At 74.5% G+C, this 20,188-nt stretch carries 19 protein-coding genes and 1 riboswitch; of the genes, 10 read left to right on the forward strand and 9 right to left on the reverse strand.

Translation table 11 applies throughout. The features are described 5' to 3' along the window. Nucleotides 1-101: 101 nt before the first annotated feature. The 4 genes from ACZ6S5_RS19430 to ACZ6S5_RS19445 all read right to left on the reverse strand — a co-directional run bounded on the left by ACZ6S5_RS19430 (nt 102) and on the right by ACZ6S5_RS19445 (nt 4,277). A complete protein-coding gene (locus tag ACZ6S5_RS19430; protein WP_466002237.1) occupies nt 102-935 on the reverse strand; it encodes a C39 family peptidase in 834 nt (277 codons plus the stop codon). Between the two features lie 195 nt (nt 936-1,130). Continuing rightward, nucleotides 1,131-1,271, reverse strand: a riboswitch (cyclic di-AMP (ydaO/yuaA leader). Between the two features lie 287 nt (nt 1,272-1,558). Further along, the gene (locus tag ACZ6S5_RS19435) at nt 1,559-2,344 is read right to left on the reverse strand and encodes a hypothetical protein (RefSeq protein ID WP_466002239.1); all 786 of its coding nucleotides are present in this window, start codon (nt 2,342-2,344) and stop codon (nt 1,559-1,561) included. 154 nt (nt 2,345-2,498) lie between these two features. After that, on the reverse strand, nt 2,499-2,855 hold the full coding sequence (locus ACZ6S5_RS19440) for a hypothetical protein (RefSeq protein WP_466002241.1): 357 nt from the start codon (nt 2,853-2,855) through the stop codon (nt 2,499-2,501). A 243-nt stretch (nt 2,856-3,098) separates the two neighbouring features. Beyond that, nucleotides 3,099-4,277, reverse strand: a complete 1,179-nt coding sequence (locus ACZ6S5_RS19445; RefSeq protein ID WP_466002243.1) for an acyltransferase family protein — start codon at nt 4,275-4,277, stop codon at nt 3,099-3,101. 180 nt (nt 4,278-4,457) lie between these two features. On the opposite strand from ACZ6S5_RS19445, the gene ACZ6S5_RS19450 reads away from it, so the two are divergent. From ACZ6S5_RS19450 to pseI, 4 genes are all read left to right on the forward strand, one after another. Next, nucleotides 4,458-5,783 carry a polysaccharide pyruvyl transferase family protein gene (locus ACZ6S5_RS19450; protein WP_466002334.1) on the forward strand — a complete coding sequence of 442 codons (1,326 nt, stop codon included), beginning with the start codon at nt 4,458-4,460 and terminating at the stop codon, nt 5,781-5,783. Nucleotides 5,784-5,872: 89 nt separating this feature from the next. Next, nucleotides 5,873-6,988, forward strand: a complete 1,116-nt coding sequence (locus tag ACZ6S5_RS19455; protein WP_466002245.1) for a glycosyltransferase family 2 protein — start codon at nt 5,873-5,875, stop codon at nt 6,986-6,988. Further along, nucleotides 6,985-7,488 carry a GNAT family N-acetyltransferase gene (locus ACZ6S5_RS19460; protein ID WP_466002247.1) on the forward strand — a complete coding sequence of 168 codons (504 nt, stop codon included), beginning with the start codon at nt 6,985-6,987 and terminating at the stop codon, nt 7,486-7,488. The genes ACZ6S5_RS19455 and ACZ6S5_RS19460 overlap by 4 nt, the downstream gene beginning before the upstream one ends. Continuing rightward, complete coding sequence (gene pseI, locus ACZ6S5_RS19465; RefSeq protein WP_466002249.1) at nt 7,485-8,537, forward strand: pseudaminic acid synthase; 1,053 nt, start codon at nt 7,485-7,487, stop codon at nt 8,535-8,537. The genes ACZ6S5_RS19460 and pseI overlap by 4 nt, the downstream gene beginning before the upstream one ends. A 99-nt stretch (nt 8,538-8,636) precedes the next feature. Here the strand turns inward: pseI and ACZ6S5_RS19470 are convergent, their stop codons facing one another. Genes ACZ6S5_RS19470 through ACZ6S5_RS19490 form a run of 5 tightly spaced genes read right to left on the reverse strand, consistent with a single transcriptional unit; the run spans nt 8,637 to nt 13,266 of the window. Further along, a complete protein-coding gene (locus ACZ6S5_RS19470; RefSeq protein WP_466002250.1) occupies nt 8,637-9,860 on the reverse strand; it encodes an acyl-CoA reductase in 1,224 nt (407 codons plus the stop codon). Then, complete coding sequence (locus ACZ6S5_RS19475; protein ID WP_466002252.1) at nt 9,857-10,906, reverse strand: LuxE/PaaK family acyltransferase; 1,050 nt, start codon at nt 10,904-10,906, stop codon at nt 9,857-9,859. Before ACZ6S5_RS19475 ends, ACZ6S5_RS19470 begins: the two co-directional genes overlap by 4 nt. After that, on the reverse strand, nt 10,900-12,294 hold the full coding sequence (locus tag ACZ6S5_RS19480) for an AMP-binding protein (RefSeq protein WP_466002254.1): 1,395 nt from the start codon (nt 12,292-12,294) through the stop codon (nt 10,900-10,902). Before ACZ6S5_RS19480 ends, ACZ6S5_RS19475 begins: the two co-directional genes overlap by 7 nt. Further along, the gene (locus ACZ6S5_RS19485) at nt 12,291-13,043 is read right to left on the reverse strand and encodes an SDR family NAD(P)-dependent oxidoreductase (protein WP_466002256.1); all 753 of its coding nucleotides are present in this window, start codon (nt 13,041-13,043) and stop codon (nt 12,291-12,293) included. Before ACZ6S5_RS19485 ends, ACZ6S5_RS19480 begins: the two co-directional genes overlap by 4 nt. Further along, nucleotides 13,024-13,266: an acyl carrier protein gene (locus ACZ6S5_RS19490; protein WP_466002258.1), complete on the reverse strand. Its 243-nt coding sequence runs from the start codon at nt 13,264-13,266 to the stop codon at nt 13,024-13,026. Before ACZ6S5_RS19490 ends, ACZ6S5_RS19485 begins: the two co-directional genes overlap by 20 nt. Before the next feature lie 222 nt (nt 13,267-13,488). Here ACZ6S5_RS19490 and pseB point away from each other — a divergent pair, with 222 nt between their 5' ends. From pseB to ACZ6S5_RS19520, 6 genes are read left to right on the forward strand one after another with little or no spacing between them, the layout of a single operon-like run. Beyond that, entirely contained in the window at nt 13,489-14,472 is a 984-nt protein-coding gene (gene pseB, locus ACZ6S5_RS19495) for a UDP-N-acetylglucosamine 4,6-dehydratase (inverting) (RefSeq protein WP_466002260.1), read from the forward strand. 2 nt (nt 14,473-14,474) lie between these two features. Next, nucleotides 14,475-15,623: a DegT/DnrJ/EryC1/StrS family aminotransferase gene (locus tag ACZ6S5_RS19500; protein ID WP_466002336.1), complete on the forward strand. Its 1,149-nt coding sequence runs from the start codon at nt 14,475-14,477 to the stop codon at nt 15,621-15,623. 11 nt (nt 15,624-15,634) lie between these two features. Then, the gene (locus ACZ6S5_RS19505; protein ID WP_466002262.1) at nt 15,635-16,477 is read left to right on the forward strand and encodes a hypothetical protein; all 843 of its coding nucleotides are present in this window, start codon (nt 15,635-15,637) and stop codon (nt 16,475-16,477) included. Then, entirely contained in the window at nt 16,467-18,302 is a 1,836-nt protein-coding gene (locus ACZ6S5_RS19510; protein ID WP_466002263.1) for a class I SAM-dependent methyltransferase, read from the forward strand. The genes ACZ6S5_RS19505 and ACZ6S5_RS19510 overlap by 11 nt, the downstream gene beginning before the upstream one ends. Beyond that, the gene (locus ACZ6S5_RS19515) at nt 18,299-19,030 is read left to right on the forward strand and encodes a cytidylyltransferase domain-containing protein (RefSeq protein WP_466002265.1); all 732 of its coding nucleotides are present in this window, start codon (nt 18,299-18,301) and stop codon (nt 19,028-19,030) included. Before ACZ6S5_RS19510 ends, ACZ6S5_RS19515 begins: the two co-directional genes overlap by 4 nt. After that, complete coding sequence (locus ACZ6S5_RS19520) at nt 19,027-20,082, forward strand: PseG/SpsG family protein (RefSeq protein WP_466002267.1); 1,056 nt, start codon at nt 19,027-19,029, stop codon at nt 20,080-20,082. The genes ACZ6S5_RS19515 and ACZ6S5_RS19520 overlap by 4 nt, the downstream gene beginning before the upstream one ends. Nucleotides 20,083-20,188 lie beyond the last annotated feature (106 nt).

Below are 20,188 nucleotides of genomic sequence, written 5' to 3' on the forward strand. Positions count from 1 at the left end.
CGGACGGACACGACGCGCGAGACGGGACGGCCGTGGAGTCCGACAGACGACGTCGGGCCCCGGCTCGGGGGGGAGCCGGGGCCCGACGGGGCGGGGTGCGATCAGGCGGAGTAGCCGCGGGTGGCCATCCAGTTCGCCAGGTCGATGGTGCTCATCCAGTACGCCGGCACCGACGGGTCGGCCGAGTCGGCGATCCGGACGGTGCGGCCGTCGTTCTTGTAGCCGACCACCGCGATGTAGTGGCCGCCGGAGAAGGAGTGCCAGCCGCCGTCGGTGTCGGTGGCGTCGCCGACGATGTTGGCGACCACGCCACGGCCGTCGGTGACGGCCTTGACCACGTCGGCCTGGAGCTGGTCCATCTGGGCCGGGGTGGGGCTGCCGGGGATCATGTGGGTCCGCCACGGGTTGCCCTTGAGCATCTGGTTGAGCCCGCGGGTGGTGTCCTCGGCGGAGTTGGTGCCGTTCTCGCCGGCGTTCAGCGGGGCGACCATCGCGTCCTGGGTGGTCTCGACGCCGCTCGCGCTGAGCGCGTTGCGCACCGCGGCCGGGCCGCAGTTCCAGTAGGCGGTCTGCGCCTCGTAGGTGTAGTCGAGGACCTTGGTCGACGGGGGCTTCGGCTTGGCCTTCTTCGTGACGTCCGGGTCGGCCTTGGCGGTGCTGGCCTTCGCCGTGGGCGACGCGCTCGGCGAAGCGGACGGCGACGATGGTGCGGCGATCTTGGCCTCGGCGGCGACCTGACCCAGCTGCGGGGCCAACTCGGCGACGGCGGCGGTGTGCTGCTGGCGCACCGGCGAGTCGTTGGTGGCAGCCAGGGCGGCGCCGGTGCCGCCGGCCAGGACGAGCGCCGCGGCCGAGCCGGCGACGATCTGGTACGGGCGCTCGGTCGCGAGGCGGCGCAGCTGTCGCTTCAGGTGGTGCTTCACGTGTTCCTCCACGGGGGGCCGGAGCGGCACACGCCCGCCCGCCGCGCGGAGGAACTCACGCGCGTTCGTGGGGCGGGGTGGCCGCGGGAAGGGAAGCGCCCGGAGTGGCCGGGCTGCCGGGGGTGCTTGGACGCTGTCAGGCGAGCGCCGGCACCGGTGCGCCGTGGAGGCGGGGAGAGGATCGGGGGGTGGTCGGCACGAGGATGGGACTCCTTCCTACACCGCCTACCGGGTTAGCTGACGGATTCGGGCGGGAAGTACGCCCTACCGCGGCCGAAGCTCGCGGATTCACCCCGGTGTTGCACTGGGTCCCCGGTTCGTGAGATCACGATTGAGCGGGTCGGCACGGCGTCGCCTCTTGCGATCGAAAACCGCACCGGACGCGCCGACACTACCGGCGGGTACGCCACCTGCCAAGCGTCCCCACCTGCGTAAACCTCGAACATCATTACTCTGACCGGAACAGCCGATCACTGACGTTACTCAATGGGACGAGCAGTTATGTCGGAACTGTCGGGCAACAATCGGACATCGGGTAGCGAGCGGCCCGGAATTGCGGGAGTCGATCGCCCGAGCTGTTCCCGATGACCGTTTCGGGCATCCCGTGACGGGGCTCACCACATTCGGGTAACGATTCAGCCCACCCGGGCCGGGCGCCAGCGCGCACGGGTGGTCACGGCCGGGGCGGCCGGCACCGGAGCGGGCTGCCGGGTCACCGGCTCGGCCGACCGCGCCGGCACCACGCCCGGACGCAGTGCCGTGGCGGCCGCGTACGCCTCGGCGGCCAGGACGCGAGCCGCGTCGGCGGCCAACTCGGCGTCCCGCCACGCCCGCTGCTCCCGCTCGGCGGCGGTCCGCCAGCCGGAGCGCCGGTGCTCGCGTACCGCCCGGGCCAGGACGATCTCCTGCCCGGCCGGGTGCCGGCGGGGGTCCCAGCCGTTGCGGTGGGCGAGCACGTCGGCCAACTGCCGGGCGGTCAGGTCGCCCCGCCAGTGCGCCGCCATCGCGGCGTGGTGCAGCCAGCGCTCCCGGGCCGCGTACTCGGCCGGGGTGCGGGGTGTACGCGGCTCGGGCAGCGCGGCGGCGCCGGCGAGGCGGCGGGCGAGGACCTCGGCCTCGTCGTACGCCCGCCAGGCCTGCCCGACCTCGCCCTGGGCGGCGAGCCACTGCTCGCGGCGGCGGCGGGCGGTCTGCGCGGCCCCGGCGGCCGCCACCGCCACCTCGTCGGCGTACCGGCTCAGGTCGGCGCGGCGGGCGGCCTCCTCGGCGGCCGGATCGGGGGCCACCTCGGGCGGGGTGTCCCGCTCCGGCCGGGCGACCAGCACGGCGAGGACGCCGAGGGCGAGCAGGAGCAGCGCGGACCAGATGGCGGTGGCCTCGGGAACGGTGGTGAGGAAGTGGTGGAGAACGGTCTTTTCCATGATCGGCACCTCACGGGGAACGTCGTGGTGGAGAGGTCCGCACGGCCGGTGGCGCGGGGCGCGACCGTCGGGGATGCGCCGCCGGGCCGCCGCCGGGCGGGTGCGGGGGTGAGGTTCGGTGGTACGGCGAGGGTGGGCCGGAGCCGCCCGACGTTCAGCGGGCGGGCGGGGCCCGGGAGCCGACGGTCGCCGGGACCGCCCCGACCAGGACCTGCTCCCGGTCGACCGGGACCACCCGGACCGGGCGCTGCGGCGACGCCGGCACGCCGGCCGGGACGGTCGCGGCCAGGTCCGATCCCACGGTCCGTCCGACGGGGTCGGACCGGCGGATCACCGACCGGTGGGCGGCGCCGGGAAGGGCGGAACCGCCCTGGACGACGTGCTCGGCCGGGACACCGGATGGCCGGGGCGCGGCGTGCGCGGTCGCGCCGACGGGCAGCGAGGCGGCACCGAGCGAGAAGGCGACGACCACGGCCAGGCTGGCCAGCATGCGGGCGGTCCAGCGCGCCACCCACCACACGGGACAGGTGAGCGCAATCGGGAGCACGGCTCCAACCTACCGCCGCCGCCGCCACGCTCGCACCGTCGAACGGCGTGTCGCGCCACCCTCGTCCACCACACCGCCCACTGTGGACATCACCCCGCCGCACGCAGGTTCCGAGGCGCCTCATTCACGGAAAGAGTGGCCTCCGGGCGTGGAATGGCCACGCTTTCCGTGAATCAGTGCCCATCTTGGCGCGGCGGCGGGCTCCGCTCAGGCCCGGTCGCGCCGGCCGGCGTACTCGACGGGGCGCGGCGGGGCGGGGAGCGCGACCGGCCCGGCGGGGGCCGGGACCGACGGCGCGGCGGCCCGCGCGCGGACCCGACGGGACGATCCCAGTCGGCGCATGATCGGTAGCTCCACCCACCGGTGCAGGGCGGCGGCGAGCAGCAGGTTGACCAGCAGGAAGCCGAGCGCGAAGAGCGGCCCCCACCAGCCGCGCAGGCCCTCCCCCCAGTCGCCGGTGAGCCGCAGCACGGTCCGCATCACCAGGACGTGCACCAGGTAGAAGGCGAACGAAACCTCACCGAGCCAGACCATCGGGCGGGACCGCCACGGCGTCCGCCGACCGCGCACGTCCGCGTCCGCGGCGGCGGTGATGACCAGGAGGTACGCGACCGCGAGCAGGGCCGCCCAGAACTCGGCGCGGATCCACTGCGCGGCCACCGCCCAGGTGACGACGAAGAGCAGGCTGGCCACGGTCAGGTTCGGCCCCCGCCAGCGGCCCCGACGCATCAGCTCGGCCGCGGCGACGCCCATCCAGAACTCCAGCGACCGGACGACCGGGAAGATCTGGGTGAACCACCACCGGCCTTCCTCCGGCACCAGCAGCTGGCCGGGCCAGAGGGCCAGGATGAGCAGGGGTGCGGCGACCACCGCCGCCCACAGCAGGCCGGTCCGGGCGCGGCGCAGGTGCGGCAGCACGAACGGCAGGCAGAGGTAGAAGGCCAGCTCGCAGGAGAGCGACCAGCTCACGTTGTTGACGCTGTAGAAGTAGCCGTCGAGCGGGATCCAGGCCTGCAGCAGGAAGAGGTTGCCGAGCGCGGCCCACGGCGGGACCGGGTCGGCGAACCAGAACGCGACGGCCAGCGCCACCACGAACGTCACCAGGTGGTTCGGGTAGATCTTGGCCAGCCGGCGACGCAGGAAGGTCCGCCGGGGCTCGCCGTCCCGGTACGACCAGACCAGCACAAAGCCACTGAGGACGAAGAAGAACTCCACCCCGGACAGGCCGAGGGCGAACACCTTGTCCACCACCGCCTTGACGTCGGGCTCGGCGATGATCCGCATGGTGCCGACGTGGAAGCCGAAGACCAGCAGGGCGGCGATCCAGCGCAGCCCGGTCAGCGAGGGCAGCCGGGCCGGACGGGCCGGCGGCGGGGCAGCGGTCATTCCGGCGACCCTACCGGCGTGCCGTCCGAACCGGGAAAACTCATCCGCGCGGGGGAGCCGCCGGGGGGTGTCGATGCACTACACTCCCTGTTTCTTGCGTTTTTCTTGCAGTTCAGCACGACACGGGGGGCGGTCCGCCGGCCGCTCGCACGGTGCCCAGGACGAGAGGTGGACACCGCCATGCACCAGCGGATCCTGCTGCGTGCCCGGAAGGGCCCGTTCGACGTGGTCAGCCCCGAGGAGACCTTCGAACGGAACTGGATCGGCGACAACAACGGCAACCTGGTCTTCGGCCACGCGGCCCACAAGTTGCTCGCCACCTCGACCGCGGAGATCACCCCGACCGAGTTCCGGGCCGACTCGTACGACCCGCGGGAGCTCAACGAGCGGTACGACGTCTTCGTGGTGCCGCTGGCCAACGCGTTCCGGCGCAGCTACGTCGACCGACTCCAGTCGATGACCCGGATGATCGAGAAGCTGAAGATACCGGTGGTGGTGCTCGGCGTCGGCGCGCAGACGAACGTGCACGGCGACCGGGAGTACCTGCGGCCGATCGACGACGCGGTGAAGGCCTTCTGCCGGGCGGTGCTGGACCGCTCGCACACCATCGGCGTACGCGGCGAGGTCACCGAGGACTACCTGCGCGCGCTCGGCTTCTCGGCGGTCGAGCAGATCGGCTGCCCGTCGATGTTCCTGCACGGCGACAGCCTGCGCATCGAGAAGGGCAAGGCGGCGCTGGACCGGGAGGACCGGGTCGCCCTGACCATCTCGCCGTACGTCAAGTCGATGGCCAAGATCGTCACGGCCCACCACGAGCGCTACCCGAACCTGCGCTACCTCCCGCAGGACCTGCGGACCCTGGGCACCCTGCTCTACGGGGACGCCCTGGAGCACCGGGGCAAGAGCAGCGCCATGCCGGTGCACAGCACCCATCCGCTCTTCCTCGAGGACAGGGTGCGGATGTTCGTCGACCCGTGGACCTGGATCGACTACCTCTCCGGTTTCGACTTCGCGTTCGGCACCCGGATCCACGGCACCATCACCGCGCTGCAGGCGGGCACCCCCGGATACCTCTTCGCCCACGACTCCCGCACCCTGGAGCTGGCCCGCTACTTCGGCATCCCCCACCGGATCATGGGGGACGTGCCGGCCGACGTCGACGCCGCCGAACTCTACGCGGAGGCCGACTACACCGCGCTCAACGACGGGCACAAGGCCCGCTTCGAGGCGATGATCCGTTTCCTCGACCGGCACGACCTGGGCAACGCGTTCGCCGACGGGGACAGCGCGGCCCGCTTCGACCGGCAGGTCCGGGAGACGTCGTTCCCGCCGGCGGTCCGGCCGCTGCACACCCTCGGCTGGGACGAGCTGCAGACCCGCCTGCAGTGGCTGCGCGACCAGCACACCGATGCCCAGCGGGAGGTCGCCGCGCTGCGCGGGATCCGCCTGCACACCCGGGTCAAGGAGGCGGTGAACGGCCGGGTGCGGCGGTTGCTCGGCCGTTAACCCGCCGCTGGGAGGGTGTTCAGCCAGCTCACCTCCGGGGGCAACGTCAGGTTTCGGGCCCGTCCACCCGGAGCCTCGATCGTGTCCGGGTGGTCACCGAGACTCGACACCCACTGCTGAGTGTCGTCGTGCCCGTGCACGGCGTGGAAGCGCACCTGCACCAGTGCCTCGACTCGATCCTCGGCGGCCTCGGCGCCGCCGACGCGGCCGACGTCGAACTGGTCGCGGTCGACGACGCCTCGCCCGACCGGTGCGGGGAGATGCTGCGGGCGTACGCCGCCCACCGGCCGGCGGTGCGCATCGTGGCGCTGCCGCACAACGTGGGCCTCGGCCTGGCCCGTAACGCCGGCCTGGACGAGGCGACCGGCCGGTACGTCTGGTTCGTGGACAGCGACGACTGGCTGCCGCCGGGCTCGGTGCCGGCGGTGCTGGCCCGGCTGCGCGCCGACCGGCCGGACGTGCTGCTGCTGGACCACCTCCGGGTGCACCACGACGGCCGGCTGGAGCCCGACGCCAGCAGCCCGCTGCTGCGCGGGGTGGACGGCTGCGTGGGGCTGACCGAGCGGCCCGAGCTGCTCCGGGTCCAGCACACCGCCTGGAACAAGGTGGTCCGCCGGGCCTTCCTGACCGAACTGGGCCTGCGCTTCCACCCCGGCTGGTACGAGGACATCCCGTTCAGCCACCCGCTGCTGATCGCGGCGGAGCGGATCGCGGTGCTGGACCGGATCTGCTACCGCTACCGCCAGGGCCGGCCCGGCGCGATCACCTCCACCCGCAGCGACCGGCACTTCGACGCGTTCGACCAGTACGACCGGCTCTTCGGGTGGCTGTCGGCCACCCACCCGGCCGACGCCGGCCTGCGGGCCGAACTGTTCGCGCTGATGGTCAGCCACCTGCTGGTCGTGGTCGGCAACGACCACCGGATGCCGGCGGAGCTGCGCCGCCCGTTCTTCCGGCGGCTGGCCGGGCACTACCGCCGCTACCGGCCGGCGGGCGGCTATCCGCGCCCCGGCGGGGTGGGCGGGCTCAAGCACCGCCTGGTCGCGGCGGACAGCTACCTGGCGTACGCGGCGCTGCGGGCGGCGCACCGGATCGCCGGCCGGCTGCGCCCCGCCCGGCCGGCACCCGCCACGACGGCGTCGACGGAGCCGGCGGCGGTGGCCGTGCCCGCGGGGCAGCCCGGCGCGCTGGCGGGGCGGCAGTGACCGCGACGCTGCGCCCGGCCGGGACCGGGGACCTCGACCGGATGCGCCGCTGGCGCAACCATCCCCAGGTGCGCGGGGTGAGCCTGACCCGGCACGAGATCGGCCCGGAGGAGCACCTCGCCTGGTGGGAGGCGGTCCGCGTGGACCCGGACCGGCGGGTGCTCGTCCACCTGCACCACGGCCGCCCGGCCGGCGTGGTCACCTTCACCGGCGTGACGTCGGCGGAGAAGACGCTGACCTGGGGCTTCTATCTCGACATCGACGGTCTCGAGGAGCGCGGCGAGCTGCTGCCGGCGTGGCTGGGGTTGCAGCGGGCGGCGATCGCGCACGCCTTCGAGGTGCTCGGGGCCCGGACCCTCGGCGGGGAGACCCTCGCCGACAACACGCCGGTGCTGGCGCTGCACCGGCGCTTCGGTTTCCGGATCGTCCGCCGTTACCAGCGGGAGATCGACGGTACGCCGCACCAGGTGGTGTGGACGGAAGTGAGCAGGGGAACATGACCAGCACAGTGAAGATCGGGCCGCACCTGGTAGGCCCCGGCGAGCCGCCGCTCGTGGTTGCCGAGATGTCCGGCAACCACAACGGCGACCTGGACCGGGCGCTGCGGATCGTGGACGCGGTGGCGGAGAGCGGCGCGCAGGCGCTCAAGCTGCAGACGTACACCCCGGACACGATCACCATCGACCACGACGGCCCGGCCTTCCGGATCTCCGACGGGCACGACCTGTGGGGCGGGGAGAACCTCTACCAGCTCTTCCGGCGCGCGCACACGCCGTACGAGTGGCACGGGCCGATCTTCGAGCGGGCCCGCCGGCACGGGCTGACCGTCTTCTCGTCGCCGTTCGACCACACGGCGGTGGCGCTGCTGGAGGAGCTGGGCGCGCCGGCGTACAAGATCGCCTCGTCGGAGCTGGTGGACCTGCCGCTGATCCGGCTGGTGGCGAGCACCGGCAAGCCGCTGGTCATCTCCACCGGCATGGCCACCCTGGCCGAGATCGACGCCGCCGTCCGGGCGGCCCGGGAGGGCGGCGCCGACGGCGTGGTGCTGCTCGCCTGCACCGCCTCCTATCCGGCGCCGCCGCAGGACAGCAACCTGCGCCGGGTGCCGGTGCTGGCCGACGCGTTCGGCCTGCCGGTCGGGCTCTCCGATCACACGCCGGGCATCGGCGTGCCGGTGGCCTCGGTGGCGCTGGGCGCCTGCCTGATCGAGAAGCACGTCACCCTGTCCCGGGCCGACGGCGGCGTGGACTCGGACTTCTCGCTGGAACCGGCGGAGCTGGCCGCGCTGCGGGTGGAGACCGAGCGGGCCTGGGCCGCGCTGGGCAGCGCGGTGGTCGGCCCCACCCCGACGGAACGGGAGGGCCTGCGGTTCCGCCGCTCGCTGCACGTGGTCGCCGACGTCCGCGCGGGCGAGCCGGTGACCGGCGCGAACGTCCGGTCCATCCGGCCGGCCGGGGGCCTGCACCCGGACGAGCTGGACCGGGTGCTGGGCCGGACCTTCACCCGCGACGTGCCCCGCGGCACCCCGCTGTCCTGGGACCAGATCTGACCGGCGCGATACGGGGGCCCGGGACGGCGTGCGCCTTCCCGGGCCCTCGTCGTCGGTGGCCCCGGCCGGCACACCGCTCCGGCCGGGACCGCCCGGCGGTCAGCCGTCGACGGTGACCAGCCGGACGAACTCCCGCAGCAGGTCGTGCCCGTCCCAGACCGGCGCGAAGGTCAGCGCGGCGCCGAACGGCACGATCCGGTCCACCCCCCGGCCGCCGAACCGGCGGGCCAGCTCCACCAGCTCGTCGCGGACGAAGCCGAAGTGGGTGAGGGTCTGGTCGCGCCGCCGCACGAACGGCACCAGGTCCGCCAGCTCGGGCACGGTGACGAAGGGGAAGGTGCCGGCGCCCAGCCAGTGCCGGGGGGTGGCCGACACGTCGGTCAGCTCCAGTGTGGCCAGCGCGTTGCGGTGGAACTGCATCCGCCGCACTCCCCCGTCGGCGGCCAGCCCGTACGCGCCGACCCGCTTCTCCACCGCCATCGCCGCGTCCACGTCCCAGCCGCGCTCGCGGACCACCTCGTCGAGCAGCGCGACGAACTCGGCACGCACCTGCTCGGCCGGTTCGGCCGCGCCCACCAGGAACACCGTGCGCGGCGAGGCGCAGGCCGCCTGGTCGAACCAGTACGCGTCGTTGGCGAAGCCGATGGCCGCGTCCCGGCGCCGCCGCAGCGAGGCCGCCGCCCAGCCGGGCGCCGACAGCACGGCGAACGACGACCGGTCCGGGAAGGTGAGGTCCCGGGCGGCCGGCGCGAGCGGATGCCGCCGGAGGTTCTCCACCGCCCGGTCGCCGCCCCAGATGACCCGCAGGTCGCACGCGGCGCTCAGCCGCGCGGTCACCGCGTCATCGTGGCCGTAGGTGACCATGCGCTGGGTCCGCGCGATCACCGGGTCGGCCTCGGCGAGGCCGGCGTTGAGCGCCTCCAGCACGGCGTCAGCGGCGGCCGCCGAGCGCGGCGAGACCCGGACCACGTTGGTGTTGCCGGCCAGCGCGGAGAGCGCCCACGAGTAGACGAAGATGGTGTCGACGTTGGCCGGCGGGACGTGGAACACCCGGCCCCGGGGGAAGGCGAGGGTGCCCGGCCCGAGCGTGCCGCGCAGCCGGTCGACGGCGCGCAGCAGCTCCCGGCGGCGCAGGAAGAAGCCGAGCGACCCCAGCTCCGGGTGCCGCCGGGCCAGCGCCGGGGCGAGCAGCCGGCCGGAGACCGCGGCCAGGAAGTCCACCATTCTCGGGTCGCCCACGGTCAGCGGCTCCGCCCCGTCCGGGGCCAGCAGGTCCGCCACCGGCACCGTCCCGCCGGCCGGGAAACGCATCCGCACGGTCACTCCGTACCTCCCTGATAGGTGTCGCTGCATCCGCGGGCCTCGGCCCGGGGCAGCCGGCCGAGCACGCTGAACCGCTTGCCGGGCCAGTGCCCGTCGTCGACGCCGTGCACCACGCCGAGGTCCTCGGTGAGCAGCACGTGCCCCGGGTACGAGGTGGGCAGCGTGCTCACCACCTCGATCACCCCCGGCGTGCCGACCGGGGCCTCCCGCCAGGTCACCGGGTCGCGGATGATCACGTCGGCGAAGTCCGGGCAGTAGAGCGAGCCGCCCTCCGGGCCCTCCAGGAAGACCGTGCCGATCTGCTCCACCATGCCGTAAAAGTTGTGGATCCGGGTCAGGCCGGTGTCCGCGCCGAGCCGGCGGCGGAACTCGGCGTTGTCCACGGCCCGGTCGACGAGCTTCTTCCAGCCGCCGGAGTGCACCAGGATGCCCTGGGACAGGTCGAGCCCGTGCGCGCGGGCCACCTCGTAGAGGTAGGTCCAGACCATGAAGGTGAACCCGAAGATCAGGAAGGGCTCCCGGCCGTGCCGGTCCAGGAACGCCCGCAGCGCGTCGACGTCCGGCCGGTCGTCGGCGTCGAGCAGCCAGAGGTGGTCCCGGCCGAAGTTGACCATGCCCAGCGCGCCCGCGCCCCGGGCCGAGTAGGAGCGGCGGTCGCCCACCACCCCGGCGCGGTCCACCACCAGCATCGGCAGCCGGCGCGGACCGAGCACGGTCGCGAGGGTCCGGGCGAGCATCCGCGACTGGGTGGCCGCCGCCTCCCGGTCCAGGTGGATCCGGCTCACCTCGCCGGTGGTGCCGCTGGAGGTGAGCACCCGGATCACCTGGTCCTCCGGGACGCTCACCAACGTCCGGGTCTTGAACAGCCGGACCGGCAGCCAGGGCAGGTCGGCCACCGTCGCCGCGTCGCCGCTCGCGCCGAGGGCGTCCAGGATCCGGGCGTACGGCGGGCAGGCCCGCCGGTGGTGGTCCACCAGCGCGGTCAGCTCGTCGCGCAGCCGCTTCTCCTTCTCCGGCTGGGTCAGCGTGAACACGTCGGTCAGCACTGGTCCTCCAGGGCTCGGTAGTCGGGCTTGCCGGTGGCGGTCAGGGGCAGCGCGTCGACGCTGCGCACCAGCACCCCGGAGGAGTGCGTGCCCAGCCCCTCGGCGACCTCGGCACGGATCCGGGCCAGCCGGTCGTCGTCGGCGCCCTCGGCGACCACCACGAGACGGTCCGCACCGGCCACGGCCGCGACCGGGCCGTGGTGTCCGAGGGACCGCTCGACGTCGTCGAGGTTGACCCGCACCCCGAACACCTTGGCGATCCGCTTGGTCCGGCCGGTGACGTGCAGGAAGCCGTCGGCGTCCAGCCGGCCCAGGTCGCCGGTGCGCAGCACGCCGCCCAGGTCGTCGCCGCGGGCCAGGTCGGCGGCGGTCTCCGCGTACCCCATCATCACGTTCGGTCCGCGGTAGACGATCTCGCCGGTCCGTCCCGGTTCGGTGGTCTCGCGCCGGTCGCCGGGGTCGACGGCGACCGCGCCGCCGGGCACCGGCCGGCCGACCGAGCCGAGCTTCTCGGGCAGCCGGTCGGCGGGCAGGACGGTCATCCGCGCGGTCGCCTCGGTCTGCCCGTACATGACGAAGAGACGGCCGCCCACCGCGGCCATCCGCCGGTGGAAGTCCTCGACCAGGTCGGGGTGCAGCCGGCCGCCGGCCTGGGTGAGCGTCCGCAGCCGGCGATGGCGGGCCGGGTCGAAGCGGAGCCGGCGCAGCATCTCGTACTGGTACGGCACCGCGGCCAGCGAGGTGACCCCGTGCCGGTCCACGGCGGACCAGAAGTCCCGCGCGGTGAGCGGGTGCTCCTCGACCAGCACGCTGGCCCCGGCGTGCAGGTGGCTGGTGAGCACGGACAGCCCGAAGGTGTAGTGCAGCGGGAGGCTAGTCGGCGCCACCTCGTCGCCGTCCAGGCCGAGCGCCGTGGCGATCGCCGCCGCGTTGGCCAGCACCGCGGTACGGGAGAGCCGGACCAGCTTCGGGCTGCCGGTCGAGCCGGAGGTGGTCAGCAGCAGGGCCAGGTCGGGGTGGGGGGCCGGTCCCGGCTCTCCCGCCCGGCGCTGGTGGTCGCCCAGCCGCGGGTCGGTGCCCGGTCGATAGCCGGGCACCGGTTCACCGCCGGTGAGCAGCACTGCCGGGCGGAACCGGTCGGCCAGGTCGGCCAGCCGGTCCGCGCCGGTGCGCGGGTCGACCAGCGCGACCGGCCGGCCGGCGCGCAGCGCGGCGAGGAAGCGCAGGATCGCGTCCACCGTGGTCGGCATGGCGGCCAGCACCACACCGGGCGGCTGCCGGTCCAGCGCGGCGGCGAGGTCGGCGACCCGGTCGCGCAGCGCGGCGCCGCCGAGCGTGGCGCCGGCCGCGTCGACCAGGCGGGCGTCGGGATGCAGCAGGCCGGTCACGGGGTGAGCCCGCCGTCCACCCCGACGACCTGACCGGTCACGAAGCTCGCCGCCGGGGACAGCAGGAACGCGACCACCTCGGCGACCTCCTCCGCTTCCCCGAGCCGACCGAGTGGGGTGGCCGCGGCCCGGGCCTTGCGGCCGTCGTCGTCGAGGTCGGCCAGCAGGTCGGTACGGATGAACCCGGGCGCCACGGCGTTCACCCGGATCCCGACCGGACCGAGTTCCTTGGCGGCGGCCCGGGTCAGCCCCTCGACGGCGGCCTTGCTGGCCGCGTAGACGGCCTGGCCGGCGGCGCCGGCCGTGCCGACCAGCGAGGCGGTGAGCACCGCAGCGGGCCGTTGCCCGCGCCGCAGCAGCCGCGCGCCCTGCTGGAGGGTGTGCGCGGCGCCGGCCGCGTTGACCGCGAAGAGCCGGTCGATCGTGGCGTCGGCGACCGAGCCGAGCAGCCCGGCCTCGTGCACGCCGGCGTTGACGACGAGGGCGTCCAGCCGCCGCCAGCGCGTGAACACGGTCCGGACCAGGGCGCGTACCTGCTCGGGGTCGGCGACGTCGCCGGCCACCGCCAGGTGCGGCCCGCCGGGCAGCGCCGCGGCCACCTCCTCGGCCGCGCCGAGGGTACGGCCGTGCACCGCGACCGCGTACCCGTCGGCGGCGAGGCGGGCCGCGACGGCCCGGCCGATCCCCCGCGTGGACCCGGTGACCAGCGCGTACCGCGCGGGGGCCGGTTCAGTCGGCGAGGACGACACCGTGCTTCTCCAGGATCTGCCGGGCGCGGTCGAAGGAGCTGAGGTCGATCACCTCGTCGGTGTCGAGCATGACCCCGAACTCGTCCTCGATCGCGGCGACCAGCGACATGTGCGCGAGCGAGTCCCACTTCTCGTTGCCGCGATATTCCAATTCGTCCACCGGAAATTCATCTGGCAATTCCAGAGCGTTTCGGAAGACGGTCCTGAGCTGTTCAAGTTCCACTGCGGCTCTCCTCACCCACCGGCTCGCACGGCCGGGTCGACGGCCGAGTGTAGCCGAGGAAAAGTCCCGTCCATCAGGGCGATGAACTGGGAAAAAGTGTTTGCCCGCAAGGCGATCGGCATTCATCCGGCCTGCCACCGGAGTTCATCATCGGGCGTCGAGATGTTTACCGACCGCACCTAGCGTGCCAACGCATCCAGCAGACCAGGAACGGAGCACCAATTGAGCGCGTTGAATGGTTCGTCCATTCTGATCACCGGGGGGACGGGCTCCTTCGGGAAGACCTTCCTCCGACACGTCCTCGCCGAGGCCGCGCCGGCCCGGGTGGTGGTGTTCTCCCGGGACGAGCTCAAGCAGTACGAGCTGCGCCAGGAACTGGGCGACGACCCGCGACTGCGCTGGTTCATCGGCGACATCCGGGACCGGCACCGGCTGACCCGGGCGATGCACGGCGTCGACCACGTGGTGCACGCCGCCGCCCTCAAGCAGGTCGACACCGCCGAGTACAACCCCTCGGAGTTCATCGCCACCAACATCACCGGGTCGCAGCACGTCGTCGACGCGGCGATCGAGGCCGGGGTGCGGAAGGTCATCGCCCTCTCCACCGACAAGGCGTCCAGCCCGATCAACCTGTACGGCGCCACCAAGCTGGTGGGCGACAAGCTGTTCGTCTCGGCCAACCACTACGCCGCGCACCACCCGACCCGCTTCGCCGTGGTCCGCTACGGCAACGTGATGGGCAGCCGCGGCTCGGTGGTGCCGCTGTTCCGCCGGCTCGCCGCCGAGGGGAAGAGCCTGCCGATCACCGACAAGCGGATGACCCGGTTCTGGATCACCCTGGACCAGGCCGTCCGGTTCGTCCTCGACTCGTTCGACCAGATGCAGGGCGGTGAGCTGTTCGTCCCGCGCATCCCCAGCATGCGGATCCTCGACCTGGTCGAGGCGGTGGCGCCGGACGCCACCACCCACGAGGTGGGCATCCGCCCGGGCGAGAAGCTGCACGAGGAGATGATCGCGCCGGACGACAGCCGCCGGACGCTGCGCGCGGCCGACCGGTTCATCGTGCAGCCGACCATCGCCACCTGGGGCTACCAGCCGCCGGCTGGCTGCGAGCCGGTGCCGGACGGGTTCGCGTACCAGTCGGACCGCAACGACCAGTGGCTCAGCCCGGATCAGCTGCGGGAGATGCTGGGGATCAGCGCGTGACGATGCTCCCGTACGGCCGTCAGTCCATCGTCGAGGAGGACGTCGCCGCGGTCGCCGAGGTGCTGCGCGGCGACTGGCTCACCACCGGCCCGCAGGTGGCGGCGTTCGAGGACGACCTGGCCCGCTGGACCGGCGGGGTCGGCTGCGCGGTGGTGTCCAACGGCACCGCGGCGCTGCACACCGCGTACGCGGCGGCCGGGGTCGGTCCCGGCGACGAGGTGGTGGTGCCGCCGATGACCTTCGCCGCCACCGCCAGCACCGCCATGGCCCTCGGCGCGACGGTGGTCTTCGCCGACGTCGAGGAGGAGACCTTGACCCTCGACCCGGCGGCGGCCGCCGCCGCGGTCACCTCCCGCACCCGGGTGGTGTCGGCGGTGGACTACGCCGGCCACCCCGCCGACTACGACGCCCTGCGGCTGGCCCTCGCGGGCAGCGACGCGCTGCTGCTCGCCGATGCCGCCCATTCGATCGGCGCCGCCTACCACGGCCGGCCGGTCGGCTCGCTGGCCGACCTGACCACCTTCTCGTTCTTCCCGACGAAGAACCTCACCACCGCCGAGGGCGGCGCGGTCGCGGCCACCGACCCGGCGGTGCTGGAGCGGGCCCGCCGGTTCCGCAACCACGGCCTGGTGCGCGACCGAGCCGAGCAGCGCCGGCCGGACGAGGGCGGCTGGCACCAGGAGGTGCACGAGTTCGGTCTCAACTACCGACTGCCCGACGTGCTCTGCGCGCTCGGCCGCAGCCAGCTGCGCCGGCTCGGCGACTTCCTCGCCGCCCGGGAACGCCTGGTCCGCCGCTACGACGAGGCCCTCGCCGACCTGCCCGGGGTGCTGCTCCCGGCCCGCCGGTCCTGGGCCCGGCCGGCCTGGCACCTCTACCCGGTCCGGGTGCTCGACGGGCGGCGTCGCGAGGTCTACGACCGGATGCGGGCGGCCGGAATCGGCGTGCAGGTCAACTACATCCCGGTGCACTGGCATCCCGCCTTCGCCGACCTCGGCTACCGGCGCGGGTCCTGCCCGGTCGCCGAATCCTTCTACGAGCAGCAGCTCTCCCTGCCGCTGTACCCGGGGCTCAGCGACGTCGACCAGGAGCGGGTCGTCGACGCCCTCGCCGCCGCCCTGCGGGGCGCGCCGGCAGCGAGCACGGCCTGAGACGGAAACCGATGCATCACGCCAACCACTTCTACGGCCACGCCCACGTGCTGGCCCGCTGGTGCGGGCTCGGCGACCGGCACCCGCCCCGGATCAACGGCTACGTCCAGCACGGCTGGAACATCGGCGACGGGCTGGCGCCCGGCCACCCGTACGCCGAGCGGACGCCGAGCCTGCTCTGGTCCGAGCAGACCCGCCGCCGGGCCTGGGCGGTGGGCCGGCGCAACGTCGTGGTCGTCGGGGCACCGTTCACCTACCTGCTCGCGCTGCGGCCGGAGGAGGCGGAGCCGGTCGAGCGGGAGGGCACCATCTGGTACCCGTTCCACGGCTGGGAGGGGCAGCACGTCAAGGGCGACCACCGGGAGCTGATCGCCCGGATCCGGGACACCGAGCCGGGCCCGGTCACCGTCTGCCTCTACTGGCACGAGTACGGCATGCGCCGGGTGCGCCGACTCTACGAACGCGCCGGGTTCCGGGTCATCTGCCACGGCTACCGCGGCCACTGGTGGCGGGACACCGATCCGCTCTTCCTCGACAAGCAGCTCACCGAGCTGCGCCGGCACAAGCGGGTCGCCTCCAACCGGCTGACCAGCGCCATCTTCTACGGCATCGCCGCCGGCTGCGAGCCGGCCGTCTACGGCGACCCGATGGTGCTCGCCGACGAGGACCCCACCTTCGGCGGCACCGCCCGCATCCGCCGCCAGTGGCCGGAGCTGCACGGCGAGTCGGTGGACCTGCCCACCGCCGTCGAGATCGCCCGCGCCGAACTGGGCACCGACCACCGCTGCGCCCCGGCTGAGCTGCGTGAGCTGCTCGGCTGGGCGCACCTCCAGGAGAACGACGTTGACGACTGACACTGCCCAGGCCCGGCGGATCATCCTGCCGGGCGGCGAGATGCTGGCCTGGTCCGACCTGCGTTCCGACGGGCCGGCCGGCGGCGGGCCGCTCGCCGCGCTCGCCGCCCGCGTGGTGCCCGCCGGCGCCCGGGTGCTGCTGGCCGGGCCGCACGAGCCGGCGTTCCTCGACCGGCTGGCGCACGCCGAGGTGACCTGCCTGCTCCGCAGCCACCTGGACGGGGCGGCGCTGGCCAACCTCGCCGCCGACCGCGCGGTCCGGGTGATCGTCGGCGGGCCGGCCGGGCTGCCGGCCGGCGAGACGTACGACGTGGTGATCGCGGCGTCGGGGTTGGACCCGGTGGAGTCGGTCGAGGGCGCCCGGCTCGGCTGGGACGGGGTGCTGGCCACCCTCGTCGGCGCGCTGCGCCCGGGCGGCACCCTGCTGCTGCGCCTGGACAACCCGGTGGGCCTGCACCGGATCGTCGACGTCTCCCCCTGGTACGCCGACCGCGACGACGCCGCGTGGACGGTCGACGGGGTGCTGGACGCCGGCCACCCGGCCAACCTCGACCAGCTCCGCCACCGGCTCACCGACGCCGGCCTCACCCCGGACGCCTGCTTCGCCGGGTACCCGCACCCGGCGGCGGTGACCGCGCTGGTGGCTACCGGGGAACTCGACCGAGGGACGTCCGCCGGGCTGTTCGACGCCGTGCTGCACGGCGCCTGCACCGGCGGGTACGCCGACCGGTCCGTGCTCCAGGACCCGGCCCGGCTCACCGTCGACGCCCTGCACGCCGGGCTCGGCAGCGCGCTCGCACCGGCCTGGGTGGTCCTCGCCCGGCGGGACGCCGTCCCCGTGGCGGACCGGCCGGACCGGGCCGACCTGCCGGTGGCGCTGGCCCAGACCGGGCCGCCCGGGGTCGGGGTGATCGAGGTCGTGGCCGCGGCGCACGGCTGGCACTGGCGGGTCACCGACCCGCCGGCGCGGTCCGAGCCGGCCGCCGGACCGTACGCCAGCCGCACCGTCGCGTACCGGGACGCGGGCGCGCTGACCGGGCCGGTACCGGCCGGCCGGCTGCTGCGCACCCTGCTGCTGGACGCCTGCCTGCGCCGGGACCTGGACACGCTGCGCACGCTGCTGACCGGGTACGCGCGCTGGCTCGACTCGTCCGCCGTGGACGGCCGGATCTCCGGCGCCCCGGCGCTGGCCGGGGTGGACAACGTGGTGGTGGCCGGCGACGAGTTCGCCGTACTCGACCCGAGCTGGCGGGCCGCCGAGCCGCTCCCGGTGGACATCGCCCTGGCGCGCGGCCTGTGGCGGTTCGCCACCGTGCTGCTGACCGGCGGGTACGCCCACCCGTGGTCCTCGACCCTCGACCTGGCCGGGCTCACCGTTGTCCTCGGCGGGATGGCCGGCCGGGAGCTGGACCGGACCACGGTGGCGGCGGCGGTGGAGACCGAGGCTGCGGTCGTCGCCGCGCTGCGCGGCTTGGACGCGAAGGGCCGGCTGAAGCTCGCCGACGAGCTGGGCGCGCTGGAACCGACGTCGCCGCCGCCCGGCCCGGAGAGCTACCAGCAGCTGCGCGAGGCGTGGCTGCGCCAGCGCGAGGAGCTGGGCCGGGTGCGCGCGGTGCTGGGCTGGACCGAGGACCTGCTGACCAGCCGGGAGCGGGCGCTGCGCCGGGCCGACGGCATGATCAACCTGCTCAACGGGTCGGTCAGCTACCGGGTGGGCCGGCTCGTCATCACCCCGGCCCGGTGGGCCAGGCGGGCCGCCCGGGCGGCGAAGCGACGACTGCGCGCGGCGCTGCGCCGCCGGGTGGTCCGGGAGGAGCAGCAGTGACCCGCATCGTCGGCATCGTCCAGGCCCGGATGGGCTCCTCCCGGTTGCCCGGCAAGGTGCTGCGCCCGCTGGCCGGCCGGAGCGTCCTCGGCCGGGTGGTCCGCGCCGCCAGGGAGAGCGGCGTCCTCGCCGACCTCGTGGTGGCGACCAGCACCGAGCCGGCCGACGACGCGGTCGCCGCCGAGTGCGCCCGCCTCGACGTGCCCTGCCACCGCGGGCCCGTCGACGACGTGCTCGACCGTTTCGTCGGCGCGCTGGACGCCCATCCCGGGGACGCGGTGGCCCGGTTCACCGCCGACTGCCCGCTGCTCGACCCGGAGATCATCCGGCTGGTCGCGGACGTCTACCGGGCGGTCCCGGCGCTCGACTACGTCAGCACGTCGATTGCCCGTACCCTGCCCCGAGGGGTGGACGTGGAGATCATCGACGCGGCGGCGCTGCGCACCCTGCACCGGCTCGCCACCGACCACCACCGGGTGCACGTCACCTCGTACGCGTACACCCATCCGGAGCTGTTCCGGGTGCTCGGGGTGACCCTCACCCCGGACCGCTCCGACCTGCGGCTCACCCTGGACACCGAACAGGACTGGGTGCTGGTGCGGGCCGTGACCGACCACTTCGGCGACGTCAGCGTGCCGCTGGCGAAGCTCGCCGACTGGCTCGCCGGCCAGCCGGGCCTGCGCGCGCTGAACGCCGGGGTCCGGCAGAAGCGGCTGGAGGAGTCGTGACCGGAATCCGCGTCGGACTGCGCTGCGACGCGGGACCGCGCCGCGGGGTCGGCCACCTGGTCCGCTGCCTCGCCCTCGGCGAGGAGTTCCTCGCCCGGGGCGCCCGCGTGGAGCTGCTCGGCGGCGTGGCCGGCGTGGACTGGGCGGCCCGGCAGCTCGCCGCCCGGGGCATCCCGCACCACCCCGGCCCGGACACCCCGGCCGGGCTGGTCACGGTCGCCCGCGAGCACGGGCTGGACGTGCTGGTCCTCGACTCGTACGAGCTGGATCCGGCCTGCGCCGGGGCGCTGCGCGCCGCCGGGATCCGTACCCTCGCCGTGGTGGACGGCGACACCCGCGGCCAGGACGCCGACCTGTACCTGGACCAGAACCTCGGCGCCGGCACGGTCGCGCCGGCCGGCCGGCTGCTCGCCGGCACCCGGTACGCCCTGCTCCGCCGGGAGGTGCTCAGCCGGCGACCGGCCGCCCCGCGACCGCCGGCGCCGGTCGCCCGGCCCCGGGTGCTCGCCTTCTTCGGCGGCACCGACGCGGTCGGCGCCGCGCCGCCGCTGACCCGACTGCTGCTCGCCACCGGGCAGCCGATGGAACTGACCGTGGTGGTCGCCCGGGAGCCGCTGGCTGCCGAGCTGGCGGCGGTACGCCCCGCCCGGGGCCAGACCCTGCGGCTGGTCCCGCCCACCGACGCGCTGCCCGAGCTGATCGCCGGGGCGGACCTGGTGGTCTCCGCCGCCGGCACGTCCACCTGGGAGCTCTGCTGCCTCGGCGTCCCGTCGGCGCTGGTCAGCGTGGTGGACAACCAGCGGGAGTCGTACCACCGGGTGATCCGGGAGGGGGTCGCGGCCGGGCTCGGCGAACTGCCCACACTGGTCGCCGACGGGCCGGACGGTCAGGCCGCCCGGGCCGGCGCGGTCCGGACGTTGCGTGAGCTGCTCACCTCCGCCGACCGGCGGGCCACCCTCGCCGCCCGGGCCTGGTCCATCGTGGACGGCCAGGGCCGCTCCCGGGTGGTCGACGCGGTCCTCGCCCTACTCGCCGCCCCCGCCCCCCGCTGACCAGCGGGCGGCCGGGGTCCAAGATCAACTCGCCGAGCGGCAGGTCGCGCCTTCGATCACGCCGGACACCCCGACCTGCCGCAACCCGCGCACCGACGCCGGGGCG

It is taken from the genome of Micromonospora sp. NPDC051924 (assembly GCF_055586005.1).

Excerpts from the sequence above, each read along its gene's own strand:
- ACZ6S5_RS19435 (WP_466002239.1), bottom strand. The coding sequence starts at position 2,344 with ATGGAAAAGACCGTTCTCCACCACTTCCTCACCACCGTTCCCGAGGCC.
- ACZ6S5_RS19450 (WP_466002334.1), top strand. The coding sequence starts at position 4,458 with ATGCACCAGCGGATCCTGCTGCGTGCCCGGAAGGGCCCGTTCGACGTG.
- ACZ6S5_RS19445 (WP_466002243.1), bottom strand. The coding sequence starts at position 4,277 with ATGACCGCTGCCCCGCCGCCGGCCCGTCCGGCCCGGCTGCCCTCGCTG.
- ACZ6S5_RS19505 (WP_466002262.1), top strand. The coding sequence starts at position 15,635 with ATGCATCACGCCAACCACTTCTACGGCCACGCCCACGTGCTGGCCCGC.
- pseI (WP_466002249.1), top strand. The coding sequence starts at position 7,485 with ATGACCAGCACAGTGAAGATCGGGCCGCACCTGGTAGGCCCCGGCGAG.
- ACZ6S5_RS19500 (WP_466002336.1), top strand. The coding sequence starts at position 14,475 with ATGCTCCCGTACGGCCGTCAGTCCATCGTCGAGGAGGACGTCGCCGCG.